This is a genomic window from Enterobacter sp. 2VL (genome assembly GCF_005503595.1).
Classification (GTDB): domain Bacteria; phylum Pseudomonadota; class Gammaproteobacteria; order Enterobacterales; family Enterobacteriaceae; genus Enterobacter; species Enterobacter cancerogenus.
The window spans coordinates 159,664-177,698 of the sequence record NZ_SCNE01000004.1; the positions used below are offsets into that span (position 1 = coordinate 159,664).

12 protein-coding genes are annotated in these 18,035 nt (G+C 57.7%); 10 read left to right on the top strand and 2 right to left on the bottom strand.

What is annotated here, in order from left to right:
* Positions 1 to 47 precede the first annotated feature (47 nt).
* Positions 48 to 893 (bottom strand): arabinose operon transcriptional regulator AraC, encoded by an 846-nt coding sequence (gene araC, locus FFS28_RS11535; RefSeq protein WP_006173890.1) that lies wholly within the window; start codon positions 891 to 893, stop codon positions 48 to 50.
* A gap of 335 nt (positions 894 to 1,228) precedes the next feature.
* On the opposite strand from araC, the gene araB reads away from it, so the two are divergent.
* From araB to rluA, 6 genes are all read left to right on the top strand, one after another.
* Positions 1,229 to 2,938, top strand: a complete 1,710-nt coding sequence (araB, locus tag FFS28_RS11540) for a ribulokinase (RefSeq protein WP_137849597.1) — start codon at positions 1,229 to 1,231, stop codon at positions 2,936 to 2,938.
* Between the two features lie 9 nt (positions 2,939 to 2,947).
* Positions 2,948 to 4,450 (top strand): L-arabinose isomerase, encoded by a 1,503-nt coding sequence (araA, locus tag FFS28_RS11545; RefSeq protein ID WP_137849598.1) that lies wholly within the window; start codon positions 2,948 to 2,950, stop codon positions 4,448 to 4,450.
* An 84-nt stretch (positions 4,451 to 4,534) separates the two neighbouring features.
* Positions 4,535 to 5,230: an L-ribulose-5-phosphate 4-epimerase gene (gene araD, locus FFS28_RS11550; protein ID WP_137849599.1), complete on the top strand. Its 696-nt coding sequence runs from the start codon at positions 4,535 to 4,537 to the stop codon at positions 5,228 to 5,230.
* Between the two features lie 155 nt (positions 5,231 to 5,385).
* Positions 5,386 to 7,743, top strand: a complete 2,358-nt coding sequence (polB, locus tag FFS28_RS11555; protein ID WP_137849600.1) for a DNA polymerase II — start codon at positions 5,386 to 5,388, stop codon at positions 7,741 to 7,743.
* 129 nt (positions 7,744 to 7,872) lie between these two features.
* Positions 7,873 to 10,779 carry an RNA polymerase-associated protein RapA gene (gene rapA, locus FFS28_RS11560; RefSeq protein WP_137849601.1) on the top strand — a complete coding sequence of 969 codons (2,907 nt, stop codon included), beginning with the start codon at positions 7,873 to 7,875 and terminating at the stop codon, positions 10,777 to 10,779.
* A gap of 12 nt (positions 10,780 to 10,791) precedes the next feature.
* Complete coding sequence (gene rluA, locus FFS28_RS11565; protein ID WP_137849602.1) at positions 10,792 to 11,451, top strand: bifunctional tRNA pseudouridine(32) synthase/23S rRNA pseudouridine(746) synthase RluA; 660 nt, start codon at positions 10,792 to 10,794, stop codon at positions 11,449 to 11,451.
* 32 nt (positions 11,452 to 11,483) lie between these two features.
* On the opposite strand, the gene djlA is transcribed toward rluA, so the two are convergent.
* Positions 11,484 to 12,299 (bottom strand): co-chaperone DjlA, encoded by an 816-nt coding sequence (gene djlA, locus FFS28_RS11570; RefSeq protein ID WP_006173902.1) that lies wholly within the window; start codon positions 12,297 to 12,299, stop codon positions 11,484 to 11,486.
* 240 nt (positions 12,300 to 12,539) lie between these two features.
* Here djlA and lptD point away from each other — a divergent pair, with 240 nt between their 5' ends.
* From lptD to rsmA, 4 genes are read left to right on the top strand one after another with little or no spacing between them, the layout of a single operon-like run.
* Positions 12,540 to 14,891 (top strand): LPS assembly protein LptD, encoded by a 2,352-nt coding sequence (lptD, locus tag FFS28_RS11575; RefSeq protein WP_137849603.1) that lies wholly within the window; start codon positions 12,540 to 12,542, stop codon positions 14,889 to 14,891.
* Between the two features lie 53 nt (positions 14,892 to 14,944).
* Positions 14,945 to 16,231 carry a peptidylprolyl isomerase SurA gene (gene surA / locus FFS28_RS11580; RefSeq protein ID WP_006173906.1) on the top strand — a complete coding sequence of 429 codons (1,287 nt, stop codon included), beginning with the start codon at positions 14,945 to 14,947 and terminating at the stop codon, positions 16,229 to 16,231.
* A complete protein-coding gene (gene pdxA / locus FFS28_RS11585) occupies positions 16,231 to 17,217 on the top strand; it encodes a 4-hydroxythreonine-4-phosphate dehydrogenase PdxA (RefSeq protein ID WP_137849604.1) in 987 nt (328 codons plus the stop codon). Before surA ends, pdxA begins: the two co-directional genes overlap by 1 nt.
* The gene (gene rsmA / locus FFS28_RS11590) at positions 17,214 to 18,035 is read left to right on the top strand and encodes a 16S rRNA (adenine(1518)-N(6)/adenine(1519)-N(6))-dimethyltransferase RsmA (RefSeq protein WP_137849605.1); all 822 of its coding nucleotides are present in this window, start codon (positions 17,214 to 17,216) and stop codon (positions 18,033 to 18,035) included. The genes pdxA and rsmA overlap by 4 nt, the downstream gene beginning before the upstream one ends.

An 18,035-nucleotide genomic window follows, 5' to 3' on the forward strand; every position in this document is an offset into this window, starting at 1 on the left:
ACAGGGTGCTTTCCAGGTTCACCCGCCTGTTTATCTTTTTTTACCGTTTATTCACATCCAGCCCGAAATTCACTGGGGCTGGCACCCGTACACTTTTTAAAGACGCGGGAAAAGTAGAGCTGATCTTCAAAGCCGACGTTGCGCCCGACGGTCGCGATCGGCATCCGGGTGGTGCTCAGCAGCAGCTTCGCCTGGCTGATGCGCTGATCCTCGCGCCAGCTCAGCACGCTGACCCCCAGCTGCTGACGGAAAAGGTGCGACAAGCGTGACGGTGAAAGGCAGACATGCTGGGCGACGCTGGCGATATCAAACTGGCTGTCGGCGAGATGATCGCTGATGTACTGGCAGGCATCGCGCACGCGGTTATCCAGCGGCGGGTTCAGCGATTCGTTGATCGCCTCCATCCGGCGCAGCAAGACCTGCTCAAGCAGGTTAATCGCCAGCAGCTCGGCGTAGCGCCCGCCGGCCTGCCCCGCCTCAATAATCTGGGCAAACAGCTCGCGGAACTGCGCCTGATGGGCCTCGTCCGGGCGATAAAAACCGGTATGCGCAAAAATGGCTGGCCACGACAGCCACTCCTGCCAGTAGGCGCGCGGGCGGAAATAGACCCACTGGTGATACCACTCTTTAGCATCCGGATGACGCCCGTAGTGGTGGATCTCTCCCGGCGGGAACAGCAGGATGTCGCCGGGCCGGCAGATAAACTGCCGATCGTTATTTTTGATAACCCCTTCACCGCGCACGGTAAGGTTCAAAATGTAACCTTTCATTCCCAGCGGTCGATCGACGTAAAAATCAAGATACCCGTCGGCTTCAATGGGGGTTAATCCCGCCACCAGATGGGCGTTAAACGAGTATCCCGGCAACAGGGGATCGTTTTGCGTTTCGGCCATAAACTCAGTTCTCCCGGCGGTCCTGAAGGAAACCAATTGTCCATATCGTTAAAAGCAGGATAAAAATGGCCCGCGAAACGATCCTACACCCATCTCGCCGCTTTTACGTCCGCCATGTTTCAGCCTTTTCCCCTGATTTATCCACGCTGGCGCGCAGATAAGCAGTAACAAAAGTGTCTATAAGTACGGCAGAAATGTCCACATTGATTATTTGCACGGCGTCACACTTTCAAACGTAACAGCAATTTAATCCATAAGATTAGCGGATCCTGCCTGACGATTTTTGCCCCCAGTCTCTAATGTTCTTCCATACCTGTTTTCGATGGAGCAACACCATGGCAATTGCAATTGGCCTCGACTTTGGCAGCGACTCGGTTCGCGCGCTGGCAGTGGACTGCAACACTGGCCAGGAGATAGCAACCAGCGTTGAGTGGTACCCGCGCTGGCAAGAGGGGCGCTACTGCGATGCGCCGAATAACCAGTTCCGTCACCATCCGCGGGATTACATTGAGTCGATGGAAGCGGCGATCAAAACCGTGCTGGCGGAGCTCACCGACGCGCAGCGTGCGGACGTCGTGGGCATTGGCGTGGACAGCACCGGCTCAACGCCAGCCCCCGTGGATGCCGAAGGCCGCGTGCTGGCGCTGCGCCCGGAGTTTGCCGACAACCCGAACGCCATGTTCGTGCTGTGGAAAGACCATACCGCCGTTGAAGAAGCCGAAGCCATTACCCGTTTGTGCCACCAGCCCGGCAAAACCGACTACTCGCGCTTTATTGGCGGCGTTTACTCCAGCGAATGGTTCTGGGCCAAGATCCTGCACGTGACCCGCGCCGACGCGTCAGTGGCGCAGGCGGCGGCGTCCTGGATTGAGCTTTGCGACTGGGTACCCGCCCTGCTTTCCGGCACCACGCGACCACAGGATATCCGTCGCGGTCGCTGTAGCGCCGGGCATAAATCTCTGTGGCACGAGAGCTGGGGCGGGCTGCCGCCTGCGGCGTTCTTCGATGAGCTTGATCCGGTTATCAACAAGAGCCTGACCTACCCGCTGTTTACCGACACCTTTACCGCCGATATCCCGGTTGGCACGCTCTGTGAGGAGTGGGCGACGCGCCTTGGGCTGCCGCAAAACGTGGCGATCTCCGGCGGCGCGTTTGACTGCCATATGGGCGCGGTCGGCGCCGGTGCGCAGCCAAACACCCTGGTGAAAGTCATAGGCACCTCAACCTGCGACATCCTGATGGCCGATAAAGCCAGCGTGGGCGACCGCGCGGTGAAAGGCATTTGCGGCCAGGTTGATGGCAGCGTCGTGCCGGACCTTATCGGCCTTGAGGCGGGCCAGTCGGCCTTTGGCGATATCTACGCCTGGTTTGGCCGCGTGCTGGGCTGGCCGCTGGATCGGCTGGCGGCCACGCATCCTGAACTGAAAGCGCAGATTTCTGAAAGCAAAAAGCAGCTACTGCCGCAGCTTACGGAAGCCTGGGCGACGAACCCTTCTCTCGATCATCTTCCGGTGGTACTCGACTGGTTTAACGGTCGCCGCACGCCGTTTGCGAATCAGCGCCTGAAAGGGGTGATTACCGATCTCAACCTGGCGACCGACGCGCCCGCGCTGTTTGGCGGCCTGATTGCAGCGACCGCCTTTGGTGCCCGCGCCATTATGGAGTGTTTCACCGAGCAGGGTATCGACGTGGACAACGTGATGGCGCTCGGCGGCATCGCCCGTAAAAACCCGGTGATCATGCAGGCCTGCTGCGACGTTCTGAATCGTCCGCTGCAGATTGTGGCCTCCGATCAGTGCTGCGCGCTTGGCGCGGCGATTTTTGCCGCCGTGGCCGCAGGCGTTCACGCGGATATTCCGGCGGCACAAACACACATGGCGAGCGCGGTGGAAAGTACGCTCCAGCCGCGTCCTCAGCAGGCGCAGCGCTTCGAACAGCTTTACCAGCGCTACCAGCAGTGGGCGAAAAGCGCCGAACTTCACTATCTCCCTGTCGCCGCCCCGGCTAAAAACGCCGCGGATGCTACGGCAACCCTGACTCATTAAGGACACGATATGACCCTGTTTAATAACTATGAAGTGTGGTTTGTCATTGGCAGCCAGCATCTGTACGGGCCGGAAGCGCTGCAGCAGGTCACGAAACATGCGGAGCACGTCGTCAACGCGCTGAACGCGGAAGCCAAACTGCCGTGCAGGCTGGTGCTGAAACCGCTCGGCACCACGCCGGACGAGATCACCAACATCTGCCGCGACGCGAACTACGATGATAAATGCGCCGGGCTGGTCGTGTGGCTACACACCTTCTCCCCGGCCAAAATGTGGATCAACGGCCTGTCGATTCTTAACAAACCGCTGATGCAGTTCCACACCCAGTTCAACGCGTCTCTGCCGTGGGACAGCATCGACATGGACTTTATGAACCTGAACCAGACCGCACACGGCGGCCGCGAGTTCGGCTTTATTGGTGCACGTATGCGCCAGCAGCACGCGGTGGTGACCGGTCACTGGCAGGATCAGAATGCGCAAAAACGTATCGGCTCATGGATGCGTCAGGCGGTGTCGAAACAGGATACCCGCCATCTGAAAGTGGTGCGTTTTGGCGACAACATGCGTGAAGTGGCGGTGACCGACGGCGATAAAGTCGCGGCGCAGATCAAGTTCGGCTTCTCGGTAAACACCTGGGCGGTTGGCGATCTGGTGCAGGTCGTCAATGAGATCACCGACGGTGACGTGAGCGCGCTGGTCGACGAGTACGAAAGCAGCTACCGCCTGACGCCCGCCGCCCAAATCAACGGTGAAAAACGCCAGAACGTGCTCGATGCCGCGCGTATTGAGCTGGGGATGAAGCGCTTCCTGGAACAGGGCGGCTTCCACGCCTTTACCACCACCTTTGAAGATCTGCACGGCCTGAAACAGCTGCCCGGCCTGGCGGTGCAACGTCTGATGCAGCAGGGCTACGGCTTTGCGGGCGAAGGCGACTGGAAAACTGCCGCTCTGCTTCGCATCATGAAGGTGATGTCAACCGGTCTGCAGGGCGGCACCTCCTTTATGGAGGACTACACCTACCACTTCGAGAATGGCAACGACCTGGTGCTCGGCTCGCACATGCTGGAAGTCTGCCCGACGATCGCCGTGGAAGAGAAACCGATCCTCGACGTGCAGTATCTCGGCATTGGCGGCAAAGCGGATCCGGCTCGCCTGATCTTCAACACCCGCACCGGCCCGGCCATCAACGCCAGCCTGATCGACCTGGGCGATCGCTTCCGCCTGCTGGTCAACTGCGTGGATGCGGTCGAAACGCCGCACTCTCTGCCAAAACTGCCGGTGGCTAACGCCCTGTGGAAAGCACAGCCGGATCTGGCGACCGCGTCCGAAGCCTGGATCGTCGCCGGTGGTGCGCACCACACCGTCTTTAGCCACGCGCTGGATCTCAACGATATGCGCCAGTTCGCTGAGCTGCACGACATCGAATTGACGGTGATTGATAACGATACCCGTCTGCCAGCGTTCAAAGACGCGCTGCGCTGGAACGAAGTCTATTACGGTTCAAAACGTTAAGCCCTGTATGCCCGGTGGCGCTGCGTTTACCGCCTGCGGTTCTGTAGGCCCGTTAAGCGAAGCGCCATCCGGCAGGAGATAAGAATGTTAGAAGATCTCAAACGTCAGGTGCTCGACGCCAACCTGGCGCTGCCCAAACATAACCTAGTGACCCTGACCTGGGGCAACGTCAGCGCCGTCGATCGCGATAAAGGGGTTTTGGTGATCAAACCCTCCGGCGTGGATTACACGCTGATGACCGCCGACGACATGGTGGTCGTCAGCCTCGCCACCGGTGAGGTGGTGGAAGGGACGAAGAAGCCCTCCTCCGATACCCCAACCCATCGCCTGTTGTACCAGGCGTTCCCGACTATCGGCGGGATCGTGCATACCCACTCACGCCACGCGACCATCTGGGCGCAGGCGGGCCAGTCGATTCCGGCCACCGGCACCACGCACGCGGACTACTTTTACGGTTCGATTCCCTGCACGCGCCTGATGACCGATGCGGAAATTGGCGGTGAGTATGAGTGGGAGACCGGTAACGTCATTGTTGAAACCTTTGAAAAACAGGGTATCGACGCGGCACAGATGCCGGGCGTGCTGGTCCACTCTCACGGTCCGTTCGCATGGGGCAAGAATGCCGAAGATGCCGTACATAACGCGATTGTGCTGGAAGAGGTGGCCTATATGGGCATCTTCTGCCGCCAGCTGGCGCCGCAGTTGCCGGATATGCAGCAAACCCTGCTGGATAAACATTACCTGCGCAAGCACGGCGCGAAGGCGTACTACGGGCAGTAATTTCCCGCCTGGTGGCACGACGCTTGCCGGGCCTGCGGGACAGGTAGGCCGGATAAGCGCAGCGCCATCCGGCAGAACACACCTGTATAAAACCCCAGCAAAACCACCTCAACCAGGCTATAATCAAGCCTGGTTTTGCTTTATGGGATAACGCCGTGGCGCAGGCGCAAGAAGGCTTTTTACTGACCCGACACTGGCGGGATACCCCTCAGGGGACAGAAGTGGATTTTTGGCTGGCAACGGACAGCGGTCCGCTGCAGGTCACGCTGCCACCGCAGGAGTCCGTGGCCTTTATCCCTGCAGCCCAGGTTGAGAAAGTTAAACAGCTGCTGCGCGGCGAAAACAACTGGCGTATCACCCCGCTTGAGCTGAAAGATTTTCACCGCCAGCCGGTGTACGGCCTTTACTGCCGCGCACACCGTCAGCTAATGCGCTATGAAAAGCTGCTGCGCGAGGCGGGCATGACGCTGTATGAAGCCGATATCCGCCCGCCGGAGCGTTTCCTGATGGAGCGGTTTATCACTGCTCCCGTCTGGGTCGATGGCACCCTGCAAAACGGCAGGCTTGTGAACGCCCGCCTGAAGCCCCACCCCGACTTTCGCCCACCGCTCAAATGGGTCTCTCTGGATATCGAAACCACCCGCCACGGTGAGCTTTACTGCATCGGCCTTGAAGGCTGCGGCCAGCGCGTTGTCTATATGCTGGGGCCGCCAAACGGCGATGCGTCCCGGCTCGATTTCCAGCTTGAGTACGTCACCAGCCGCCCACAGCTGCTGGAGAAGCTGAATCAGTGGTTTGCCGAGCACGATCCGGACGTGCTGATCGGCTGGAACGTGGTGCAGTTCGATCTGCGCGTTTTGCAAAAGCACGCCGAGCGCTACCGTATCCCGCTGATGCTGGGGCGTGGCAATAGCGAGCTGGAGTGGCGCGAGCACGGTTTCAAGAACGGTGTGTTCTTCGCTCAGGCCACAGGTCGGCTAATTATTGACGGTATCGATGCGCTGAAATCCGCCTTCTGGAGCTTCCCGTCGTTTTCGCTGGAAGCGGTGGCGCAGGCGCTGCTGGGCGAAGGAAAATCCATCGACAACCCGTGGGACAGGATGGATGAAATCGAGCGGCGCTTTAACGAAGATAAACCGGCGCTGGCCACCTATAACCTGAAAGACTGTGAGCTGGTCACCCGCATTTTCCATAAAACGGAGATCATGCCGTTCCTGCTGGAGCGCGCGTCGGTGAACGGCCTGGCCGTCGACCGGCACGGTGGTTCGGTGGCCGCGTTCAGCCACCTCTATTTCCCGCGGATGCACCGGGCAGGCTATGTCGCGCCAAACCTCGGTGACGTGCCGCCGCAGGCCAGCCCCGGCGGCTACGTAATGGATTCCCGTCCGGGTCTTTATGACTCGGTTCTGGTACTGGATTATAAAAGCCTTTATCCGTCGATCATTCGCACCTTCCTGATTGACCCGGTCGGGCTGGTGGAGGGCATGGCGCAGTCGGACGATGCGCACAGCACCGAAGGCTATCTTGGGGCGCGCTTCTCGCGTGAGACGCACTGCCTGCCGGATATTGTCGGTAAAATCTGGCACGGGCGCGACGATGCCAAACGTCACGGCAATAAGCCCCTTTCTCAGGCGCTGAAAATCATCATGAACGCCTTTTACGGCGTGCTGGGCACCAGCGCCTGCCGCTTCTTCGACCCGCGTCTGGCGTCGTCGATTACCATGCGCGGGCACGACATCATGCGCCAGACCAAAGCGCTGATTGAATCCCAGGGCTATGACGTGATCTACGGCGATACCGACTCGACGTTTGTCTGGTTAAAGGGGCCGCATTCGGAAGACGAGGCCGCGCGTATTGGCAAACGGCTGGTGGCTCTTGTGAACGACTGGTGGCGTGAAACGTTGCAAAAAGAGCGGTTAACCAGCGCGTTAGAACTGGAATTTGAGACCCATTTCGCGCGGTTCTTAATGCCCACCATCCGCGGCACCGACCAGGGGAGCAAAAAGCGCTATGCCGGGCTTATCCAGGAGGGCGACACGCAGCGCATGGTCTTTAAAGGGCTGGAGACGGTGCGCACCGACTGGACGCCGCTGGCGCAGCAGTTCCAGCAAACGCTCTATCTGCGGATATTTCGCAATGAGCCGTATCAGGACTATGTGCGCGAGACCATTGCCAGCCTGATGGCCGGCGAACTGGACAGCCAGCTGGTCTATCGTAAACGCCTGCGCCGCCCGCTGGCGGAGTATCAGCGTAACGTGCCTCCACACGTGCGCGCCGCGCGCCTTGCGGATGAAGAGAACGTTAAGCGGGGCCGCGCGCCGCAGTATCAAAACCGCGGTTCCATTAAATACGTCTGGACCACCAGCGGCCCGGAACCCGTGGATTACCAGCGATCGCCCCTGGATTATGAGCATTATCTGACGCGTCAGCTTCAGCCGGTTGCCGAGGGAATTATGCCCTTCCTGGACGACGATTTTGCTACACTAGTGACAGGACAACTTGGGCTATTTTGACGCGTGACGAAATCGTTGCCATCCAGTACCATAGCGCCCTTTCCATTCCCGGACCCATTTTTCACTGGCCGTCATTCTGCGACGGCGGTTGAACTATTGCCTGCAATTAAAGATTAGAGCCGAACAAATATGCCTTTTACACTTGGTCAACGCTGGATCAGCGATACAGAAAGCGAACTTGGATTAGGAACCGTAGTAGCGGTTGACGCGCGCATGGTTACCCTCCTTTTCCCGGCCACCGGTGAAAACCGCCTGTACGCTCGCAATGACTCTCCTGTGACCCGCGTGATGTTCAATCCGGGTGACACCGTGACCAGCCATGACGGCTGGCAGCTCAAGGTTGAAGACGTAAAAGAAGAGAATGGACTGCTTGCCTATATTGGTACGCGTCTGGATACGGATGAATCCAATGTCATCCTGCGCGAGGTGCTCCTCGACAGCAAGCTGGTGTTCAGCAAGCCGCAGGACCGCCTGTTCGCCGGGCAAATCGACCGCATGGACCGTTTCTCGCTGCGCTATCGCGCGCGTAAGTTCCAGAGCGAACAGTACCGTATGCCGTGGAGCGGGCTGCGCGGCCAGCGTACCAGCCTGATCCCGCACCAGTTAAACATCGCCCATGACGTGGGCCGTCGCCATGCGCCGCGCGTGCTGCTGGCAGATGAAGTGGGTCTGGGGAAAACCATCGAAGCCGGGATGATCCTGCATCAGCAACTGCTCTCCGGGGCGGCAGAGCGCGTGCTCATCGTCGTTCCTGAAACTTTGCAGCACCAGTGGCTGGTCGAAATGCTGCGCCGCTTCAACCTGCGCTTCTCGCTGTTTGACGACGAGCGCTACGCTGAAGCGCAGCACGATGCGGATAACCCGTTCGAAACCGAACAGCTGGTGATCTGCTCTCTGGACTTTGTGCGCCGCAGCAAGCAGCGCCTTGAACACCTGTGCGATGCCGAGTGGGACCTGATGGTCGTCGACGAAGCGCACCACCTGGTCTGGAGCGAAAATGCCCCCAGCCGCGAATATATGGCCATTGAACAGCTCGCCGAGCGCGTGCCAGGCGTCCTGCTGCTGACCGCAACGCCGGAGCAGCTGGGTCTGGAGAGCCACTTCGCCCGCCTGCGTCTGCTCGATCCGAACCGTTTCCACGATTTTGAGCAGTTTGTCGAAGAGCAGCAAAACTACCGTCCGGTTGCGGATGCCGTCGCCCTGCTGCTGGCAGGTAAACGCCTGTCCAACGATGAGCTGAACACCCTGAGCGAGCTGATTGGTGAGCAGGACATCGAACCGCTGCTAAAGGCCGCCAACAGCGAGGGCGATAACGCCGAGCCTGCGCGCCAGGAGCTGGTCTCCATGCTGATGGACCGCCACGGCACCAGCCGCGTGCTGTTCCGTAATACCCGTCACGGCGTGAAGGGCTTCCCGAAACGCGAGCTGCACACCATCAAGCTGCCGCTGCCAACCCAGTACCAGACGGCCATTAAGGTCTCCGGCATTATGGGCGCGCGTAAAAGCGCCGAAGATCGCGCGCGCGATATGCTCTATCCGGAACAGATTTATCAGGAATTTGAAGGCGATACCGGAACCTGGTGGAACTTCGATCCGCGCGTCGAGTGGCTGATGGGCTACCTGACCGCGCACCGTTCCCAGAAGGTGCTGGTGATTTGCGCCAAAGCCGCGACGGCGCTTCAGCTGGAGCAAGTTCTGCGGGAACGCGAAGGGATTCGTGCCGCCGTGTTCCACGAAGGCATGTCCATCGTCGAGCGCGACCGCGCGGCGGCCTGGTTTGGTGAAGAGGACAGCGGCGCGCAGGTGCTGCTCTGTTCTGAGATCGGTTCTGAAGGCCGAAACTTCCAGTTCGCCAGCAACCTGGTGATGTTCGATCTGCCGTTTAACCCGGACCTGCTGGAACAGCGTATTGGTCGTCTGGATCGTATTGGCCAGGCGCATGATATTCAGATCCACGTGCCTTACCTGGAAAAAACCGCCCAGTCCGTGCTGGTGCGCTGGTTCCACGAAGGTCTGGACGCGTTTGAACATACCTGCCCAACCGGCCGGGCCATTTACGATCGGGTTCATTCCGATCTGATCGGCTATCTGGCGGCGCCGGAAAACACGGACGGGTTTGACGATCTGATCACATCCTGCCGCGAACAGCACGAGGCGCTGAAGGCCCAACTGGAACAGGGCCGCGACCGCCTGCTGGAGATCCACTCCAACGGCGGCGAAAAAGCCCAGGCGCTGGCAGAAAGTATTGAAGAGCAGGACGATGACACCAGCCTGATCAGCTTCTCAATGAACCTGTTCGATATCGTGGGGATCAACCAGGACGATCGCGGGGAAAACATGATCGTCCTGACGCCGTCCGATCATATGCTGGTTCCGGACTTCCCGGGCCTGCCGGAAGACGGCTGCACCATTACCTTTGAGCGCGACGTGGCGCTGTCCCGCGAAGACGCGCAGTTCATCACCTGGGAACACCCGCTGATCCGCAACGGGCTGGATCTGATCCTCTCAGGCGACACCGGCAGCAGCACCATCTCCCTGCTGAAAAACAAAGCGCTGCCGGTTGGCACTCTGCTGGTCGAGCTGATCTACGTTGTGGAGGCGCAGGCGCCGAAGCAGCTGCAGCTCACTCGCTTCCTGCCGCCAACGCCGGTACGTTTGCTGCTGGACAAAAACGGCACCAACCTGGCAGGACAGGTTGAGTTCGAAAGCTTCAACCGCCAGCTGAGCGCGGTTAACCGCCATACCGGCAGCAAGCTGGTCAACGCGGTACAGCAGGACGTGCACGCCATTCTGCAACTGGGTGAAGCCCAGGCAGAAAAAGCGGCTCGCGAACTGATTGATGCCGCGCGCAGCGAAGCCGACGAGAAGCTCTCCGCAGAGCTGTCCCGCCTGGAAGCGCTGAAGGCGGTGAACCCGAACATCCGTGACGACGAGCTGGCCGCCATTGAAAGCAACCGCCAGCAGGTGCTGGAAAGCCTGAATCAGGCCGGCTGGCGTCTGGATGCCCTGCGTCTTATCGTTGTGACGCATCAGTAACCGGAGCACAACATGGTGATGGAGCCCTACAATCCGCCGACCGATCCCTGGCTGGTCATTCTGTATCAGGATGAGCATATTATGGTGGTCAACAAGCCGAGCGGCCTGCTGTCCGTGCCGGGACGCCTGGACGAGCACAAAGACAGCGTGATGACGCGTATTCAGCGCGACTATCCGCAGGCCGAATCCGTCCATCGTCTGGATATGGCAACCAGCGGCGTGATTGTGGTGGCGCTGAATAAAGATGCCGAGCGCGAACTGAAGCGTCAGTTCCGCGAGCGTGAGCCGAAAAAGCAGTACGTCGCGCGCGTGTGGGGCCACCCGGCGCAGGCGGAAGGGCTGGTAGATTTACCGCTGATCTGCGACTGGCCGAACCGGCCAAAGCAGAAGGTCTGTTATGAAACGGGCAAAGCGGCGCAAACCGAGTATGAAGTGCTGGAGTACGCCGCGGATAACACCGCGCGCGTATTGCTTAAGCCGATTACCGGGCGCTCGCACCAGTTGCGTGTGCACATGCTTGCCATGGGCCACCCGATTCTGGGTGACCGTTTCTACGCCCCGCCCGACGCGCTGGCGCTGGCGCCGCGTTTGCAGCTTCATGCACAAATGCTGACCATCACTCATCCGGCATTTGGCAATTCGATGACGTTCAAAGCCCCGGTGGACTTCTGAACAAAAAGGCCCGACATCGTCGGGCCTTTTTATTATTTGAAACCTTTCTGCTCTTTTATCAGCTCGTACGCTTTCTGAATTTCCTGGGCTTTTTGCTTCGCCATTTCCATCATTTCCGGCGGCAAACCTTTCGCCACCAGCTTATCCGGGTGATGCTCGCTCATCAGCTTGCGGTAGGCGCGTTTAATGGTCGTTGCATCATCCGTCGGTTTTACGCCGAGCACGTTACAGGCATCTTCCAGCGTCGGGCCACGCTGCGCCTGCTGCCAGCCTCCGCCAGAAGACTGTTGCTGGTAACCCCCGCCGAACTGCGCTCCGCCCTGCATCATGCGCAGGAACTGATCGAACTGCATACGCGAAATCCCCAACTCCTCGGCAATGACGTATAAAACGTCGCGTTCGTTGGGATGGAGAGACCCGTCTGCGAACGCCGCCTGGATTTGGATCTCCAGAAACATCCGAATTAAATCAAAACGTCCGAAGCAGATGCTGCGGAACTGGCGCATTTTTTCACGCAGCGGATAGTTATCAGCCTTGCCGACACGAAACGCGTTTTGCGCCGCCAGCCGTGACTCACCGTGCAGATTCATACGATCCATGAATACGCTGGCGATTTGGATATCCGCCTCGGTGACGCGCCCTTTTGATTTGGTTAAATGCCCCATCACCTCAAAAGTGGTGGAGAAAAAGAGTGACTGACGCTCGCGCTGGTTGGCAAACCACGCCATCTTGCGGCTGCGTGCCTTGTCAAACATGTGGCCGATAATAAGGCCGAGAACGATGCCCCAAAATCCGGCACCCATCATAATAGCGAACGCGACGCCGATTATTTTACCCCAATACTGCATATACTCCCCGAATAGTCATGTTCCTGGTTCGACGCAACTCCATCATTACAGTGGTCGAGCCACGGTCAATTGAGGGACATCGCCTATAATTTGCATTATCATACTCGTCATTCGATAGCGAGCCTAACACTCTGGCGCGCAAACGGGCAGGATTAACGCTGGTACTGCGCTGATGAGTAAGATAGTCTCTGAGCGTTTGTACGCCGTAGCCACTGATGACGGAACACTAAAATATAACGTATGAAAAAACGTATCCCCACCCTCCTGGCCACAATGATTGGCTCCGCCCTGTATAGCCATCAGGGGCTGGCAGCCGATCTTGCCTCGCAGTGTATGCTTGGCGTCCCAAGTTATAATCGCCCGCTGGTACAGGGCGATGCAAACAGCTTGCCGGTCACTATTACTGCCGACAGTTCAAAAGGCAATTATCCGGATAATGCCACCTTCACAGGTAATGTGGACATTAACCAGGGCAATAGCCGTTTGCAGGCTGACGAAGTGCAGCTGCACCAGAAGCAACCGGACGGGGCGGCAGAACCGGTACGTACCGTGGATGCGCTGGGTAATGTGCACTACGACGATAACCAGGTCATCCTGAAAGGTCCGAAAGCCTGGTCAAACCTGAATACCAAAGACACGAACGTCTGGGAAGGCGACTACCAGATGGTGGGCCGTCAGGGGCGTGGTAATGCGGATTTGATGAAACAACGTGGTGAAAACCGCTATACGATTCTGGAAAACGGTTCATTCACCTCGTGTCTGCCAGGTTCAAACACCTGGAGCGTGGTGGGCAGCGAAGTTATCCACGACCGTGAAGAACAGGTTGCAGAGATCTGGAACGCGCGTTTTAAACTCGGCCCGGTGCCCGTGTTCTATAGCCCTTATCTGCAGCTCCCGGTGGGCGACAAGCGTCGTTCCGGCTTCCTGATCCCGAACGCCAAATACAGCACCTCGAACTACTTTGAGTTCTACCTGCCGTATTACTGGAACATCGCGCCGAACATGGACGCGACGATCACGCCGCACTATATCCACAAACGCGGCAACGTCATGTGGGAGAACGAGTTCCGTTATCTGACACAGGCAGGCGCAGGCCTGATGGAACTGGATTATCTGCCATCCGACAAAGTCTTCCAGGATGAGCATCCAACCGAAGGCGATAAACACCGCTGGATGTATTTCTGGCAGCATGCCGGAGTGATGGATCAGGTGTGGCGTTTTAACATTGACTACACCAAGGTCAGTGACCCGTATTACTTCAACGATTTTGATTCCAAATACGGTTCCAGTACCGACGGTTACGCCACGCAGAAATTCAGCGTCGGTTATGCCTTACAAAACTTCAACGCCACGGTCTCCACCAAGCAGTTCCAGGTCTTTAACACCCAAACGGCAAGCACCTACGGCGCGGAACCGCAGCTGGATGTTAACTGGTACCAGAACGATGTGGGCCCGTTCGATACCCGTATCTACGGCCAGGCCGTGCATTTCGTGAATACCAACTCGGATATGCCGGAAGCGACGCGTGTTCACCTGGAGCCAACGATCAATCTGCCATGGTCTAATGACTGGGCAAGCCTGAACACCGAAGCCAAAATGATGGCCACCCACTACCAGCAGAAAAATCTGGACTGGTACAACAACCGCTATGGCACCGATCTTGAAGAGTCAGTGAACCGCGTGCTGCCGCAGTTCAAAATGGACGGTAAGCTCATCTTCGAACGCAATATGGGCCTGCTGGCAGACGGTTATACCCAGACGCTTGAGCCACGTATGCAGTATCTCTACGTGCCCTATCGCGATCAGAGCAAAATTCAGAACTACGACTCCTCGTTCCTGCAGTCTGACTATAACGGCCTGTTCCGCGATCGTACCTATGGCGGCCTCGACCGTATTGCCTCTGCTAACCAGTTAACGACCGGGGTCACATCACGCGTTTATGATGATGCTGCCGTTGAACGTTTTAACGTTTCTGTGGGTCAAATCTACTACTTCACCGAGTCTCGTACCGGTGATGACGATATTAACTGGGAAAAAGACAACAAAACGGGTTCACTGGTGTGGGCAGGTGATACCTACTGGCGCATGACCGATCGCTGGGGCTTACGCGGCGGTTTGCAGTATGACACGCGTCTGAACAACGTTGCGACGAGCAGTACGGCAATTGAATATCGCCGCGATGAAAATCGCATGATGCAGCTGACGTACCGTTATGCCAGTCCTGAATACGTTCAGGCAACGCTGCCGAACTACGCCACTGCTGATCAATATAAAGATGGGATTTCGCAGGTGGGCGGTGCAGCGAGTTGGCCTATCGCCGATCGCTGGTCAGTCGTCGGGGCTTACTACTTTGACACCAACGCCCATAAATCCGCTGACCAGATGTTGGGTCTGCAATATAACTCCTGCTGTTACGCTATTCGCGTCGGCTACGAGCGTAAGCTGAACGGCTGGGATACCCAAAACAATCAGAGCAAATACGACAACGTGATTGGCTTTAATATCGAGTTGCGCGGCCTGAGTTCCAACTACGGTCTGGGCACGCAGCAGATGCTGCGCTCGAACATTCTGCCGTACCGTAGCTCATTGTAATGTGCTTGATTTACAACGTAATCCGCTTTGCGGTTAATTGAAATGGAAAAAGTATGAAGAACTGGAAAACGCTGCTGCTCGGTGTCGCCATGGTTGCCAACACCAGCTTCGCTGCTCCCCAGGTTGTCGATAAAGTCGCAGCTGTGGTTAACAACGGCGTCGTGCTTGAAAGTGACGTTGACGGTTTGATGAAATCCGTAAAGCTCAACTCGGGCGAAGCGGGTCAACAGCTACCGGATGACGCCACGCTGCGCCACCAGATCCTGGAACGTCTGATCATGGATCAGATCGTTCTGCAGATGGGTCAGAAAATGGGTGTGAAGATCTCCGACGAGCAGCTCGACCAGGCGATCGCCAACATCGCAAAGCAAAACAACATGACCCCGGACCAGATGCGCAGCCGTCTGGCCTACGATGGCATCAGCTACGCCACCTACCGCAATCAGATCCGCAAAGAGATGCTGATTTCCGAAGTGCGTAACAATGAAGTGCGCCGCCGCGTCACCATTCTGCCGCAGGAAGTGGACGCGCTGGCGAAACAGGTGGGTAATCAGAACGATGCCAGCACCGAGCTGAACCTGAGCCACATCCTCATTCCTCTTCCGGAAAACCCAACCTCCGATCAGGCAGCCGAAGCGGAAAGCCAGGCGCGCTCTATCGTTGAACAGGCACGTAACGGCGGCGATTTCGGTAAGCTTGCCATCACCTACTCTGCCGATCAGCAGGCGCTGAAAGGCGGCCAGATGGGCTGGGGACGTATTCAGGAACTGCCTTCCCTCTTTGCCCAGGCCCTGAGCACGGCGAAGAAAGGCGATATCGTCGGTCCTATCCGTTCTGGCGTGGGCTTCCACATTCTGAAGGTCAACGACCTGCGCGGTCAGAGCCAGAATATTTCCGTTACGGAAGTCCATGCTCGCCATATCCTCCTCAAGCCGTCGCCGATCATGACTGACGATCAGGCGCGTGCGAAGCTGGAACAGATTTCAGCAGATATCAAGAGCGGTAAAACCTCGTTTGCCAACGCGGCAAAAGAGTTCTCTCAGGATCCTGGCTCTGCCAATCAGGGCGGCGATCTGGGCTGGGCGGCAGCGGATATCTACGATCCGGCCTTCCGCGATGCGCTGATGAAAATGAGCAAAGGACAGATCAGTGCGCCAGTGCACTCTTCCTTCGGCTGGCACCTGATCGAGCTGCTCGATACCCGCAACGTGGATAAAACCGACGCGGCGCAAAAAGACCGCGCCTATCGCATGCTGTTCAACCGTAAATTCTCTGAAGAAGCGGCAACCTGGATGCAGGAACAACGCGCCAGCGCCTACGTGAAAGTGTTGAGCAACTAATGCAACAGCACCGTGTTGTTATCACTCCCGGCGAGCCCGCCGGGATTGGTCCCGACCTTGTCGTCCAGCTTGCTCAGCGCAGCTGGCCGGTAGAACTGGTCGTCTGCGCAGATGCAACACTCTTACAAGACCGGGCAAAATTGCTCGGTCTGCCATTACAGCTTCTCCCCTATGATGCCGGCCTGCAGCCCTCCCCCCAGCAGGCGGGGACGCTCACGCTGCTTTCCGTTCCGCTGCGTGCTCCTGTCGTACCGGGTCAGCTCAGCACGGAAAACGGCCACTACGTGGTCGATACGCTGGCACGCGCCTGCGATGGCTGCATTAACGGCGAGTTTGCAGCGCTGATCACGGGGCCGGTGCACAAAGGCGTGATCAACGAGGCGGGAATTCCCTTTACGGGCCATACCGAGTTCTTTGAAGAGCGCTCACACAGCCCGAAAGTGGTGATGATGCTGGCAACCGAAGCGATGCGCGTCGCGCTGGTCACTACGCATCTGCCGATCAAAGCCATTCCTGACGCCATCACCCCGGAACTGCTGCGCGAGATCATCGGTATCCTGCATCACGATCTGCAAACCAAGTTCGGTATCGCGCAGCCGCACGTGCTGGTGTGCGGCCTGAACCCGCATGCCGGTGAAGGCGGGCATATGGGAACCGAAGAGATCGATACCATCATTCCGGTGCTGGAAGAGATGCGGGCGAAAGGAATGAATCTAAGCGGGCCGCTGCCTGCAGACACGCTTTTCCAACCTAAATATCTTGATAATGCCGATGCCGTGCTCGCGATGTACCACGATCAGGGCCTACCCGTGCTAAAATACCAGGGCTTTGGCCGCGGTGTGAATATCACGCTCGGTTTACCTTTTATTCGAACGTCCGTTGACCATGGTACTGCGCTGGATCTGGCAGGCCAGGGTAAAGCGGATGTCGGCAGTTTTATTACGGCGCTTAATCTCGCCATCAAAATGATTGTTAATACTCAATGACTAATCGAGTCCATCAGGGCCACTTAGCCCGTAAACGCTTCGGGCAAAACTTCCTTAACGATCAGTTCGTGATCGACAGTATTGTGTCTGCCATTAATCCGCAGAAAGGCCAGGCCATGGTCGAAATCGGCCCGGGCCTTGCCGCGCTGACCGAACCCGTAGGCGAACGCTTAGACGAGCTGACCGTTATCGAGTTGGACCGCGATCTGGCCGCGCGCCTGCAAACGCATCCGTTCCTCGGGCCAAAGCTGACGATTTATCAGCAGGATGCCATGACCATGGACTTTGGCGAACTGTCAGAGAAAATGGGCCAGCCGCTGCGCGTATTCGGTAACCTGCCGTACAACATCTCCACGCCGCTGATGTTCCATCTGTTTAGCTATACTGATGCCATTGCTGACATGCACTTCATGTTGCAAAAAGAGGTGGTGAATCGTCTGGTTGCGGGGCCGAACAGTAAAGCGTATGGTCGTTTAAGCGTGATGGCACAATATTTCTGCAACGTGATCCCGGTACTCGAAGTGCCGCCGACTGCGTTCACGCCGCCGCCGAAAGTCGATTCTGCGGTTGTGCGTCTTGTGCCGCATAAAACGATGCCGTACCCGGTTAAAGAACTGCGTGTACTGAGCCGTATCACTACGGAAGCCTTTAACCAGCGCCGTAAAACGATTCGTAACAGCCTTGGCAATTTGTTTACCGTTGACGTGCTGGCTGAGTTGGGCATTGACCCGACTATGCGTGCGGAGAACATCTCCGTAGAGCAGTACTGCAAGCTGGCTAATTACATCAGCGACAATGCGCCGCCGAAGGAGAGCTAA

Excerpts from the sequence above, each read along its gene's own strand:
- djlA (WP_006173902.1), bottom strand. The coding sequence starts at position 12,299 with ATGCAGTATTGGGGTAAAATAATCGGCGTCGCGTTCGCTATTATGATG.
- surA (WP_006173906.1), top strand. The coding sequence starts at position 14,945 with ATGAAGAACTGGAAAACGCTGCTGCTCGGTGTCGCCATGGTTGCCAAC.
- rsmA (WP_137849605.1), top strand. The coding sequence starts at position 17,214 with ATGACTAATCGAGTCCATCAGGGCCACTTAGCCCGTAAACGCTTCGGG.
- rapA (WP_137849601.1), top strand. The coding sequence starts at position 7,873 with ATGCCTTTTACACTTGGTCAACGCTGGATCAGCGATACAGAAAGCGAA.
- pdxA (WP_137849604.1), top strand. The coding sequence starts at position 16,231 with ATGCAACAGCACCGTGTTGTTATCACTCCCGGCGAGCCCGCCGGGATT.
- araD (WP_137849599.1), top strand. The coding sequence starts at position 4,535 with ATGTTAGAAGATCTCAAACGTCAGGTGCTCGACGCCAACCTGGCGCTG.
- lptD (WP_137849603.1), top strand. The coding sequence starts at position 12,540 with ATGAAAAAACGTATCCCCACCCTCCTGGCCACAATGATTGGCTCCGCC.
- araB (WP_137849597.1), top strand. The coding sequence starts at position 1,229 with ATGGCAATTGCAATTGGCCTCGACTTTGGCAGCGACTCGGTTCGCGCG.
- rluA (WP_137849602.1), top strand. The coding sequence starts at position 10,792 with ATGGTGATGGAGCCCTACAATCCGCCGACCGATCCCTGGCTGGTCATT.
- araC (WP_006173890.1), bottom strand. The coding sequence starts at position 893 with ATGGCCGAAACGCAAAACGATCCCCTGTTGCCGGGATACTCGTTTAAC.
- araA (WP_137849598.1), top strand. The coding sequence starts at position 2,948 with ATGACCCTGTTTAATAACTATGAAGTGTGGTTTGTCATTGGCAGCCAG.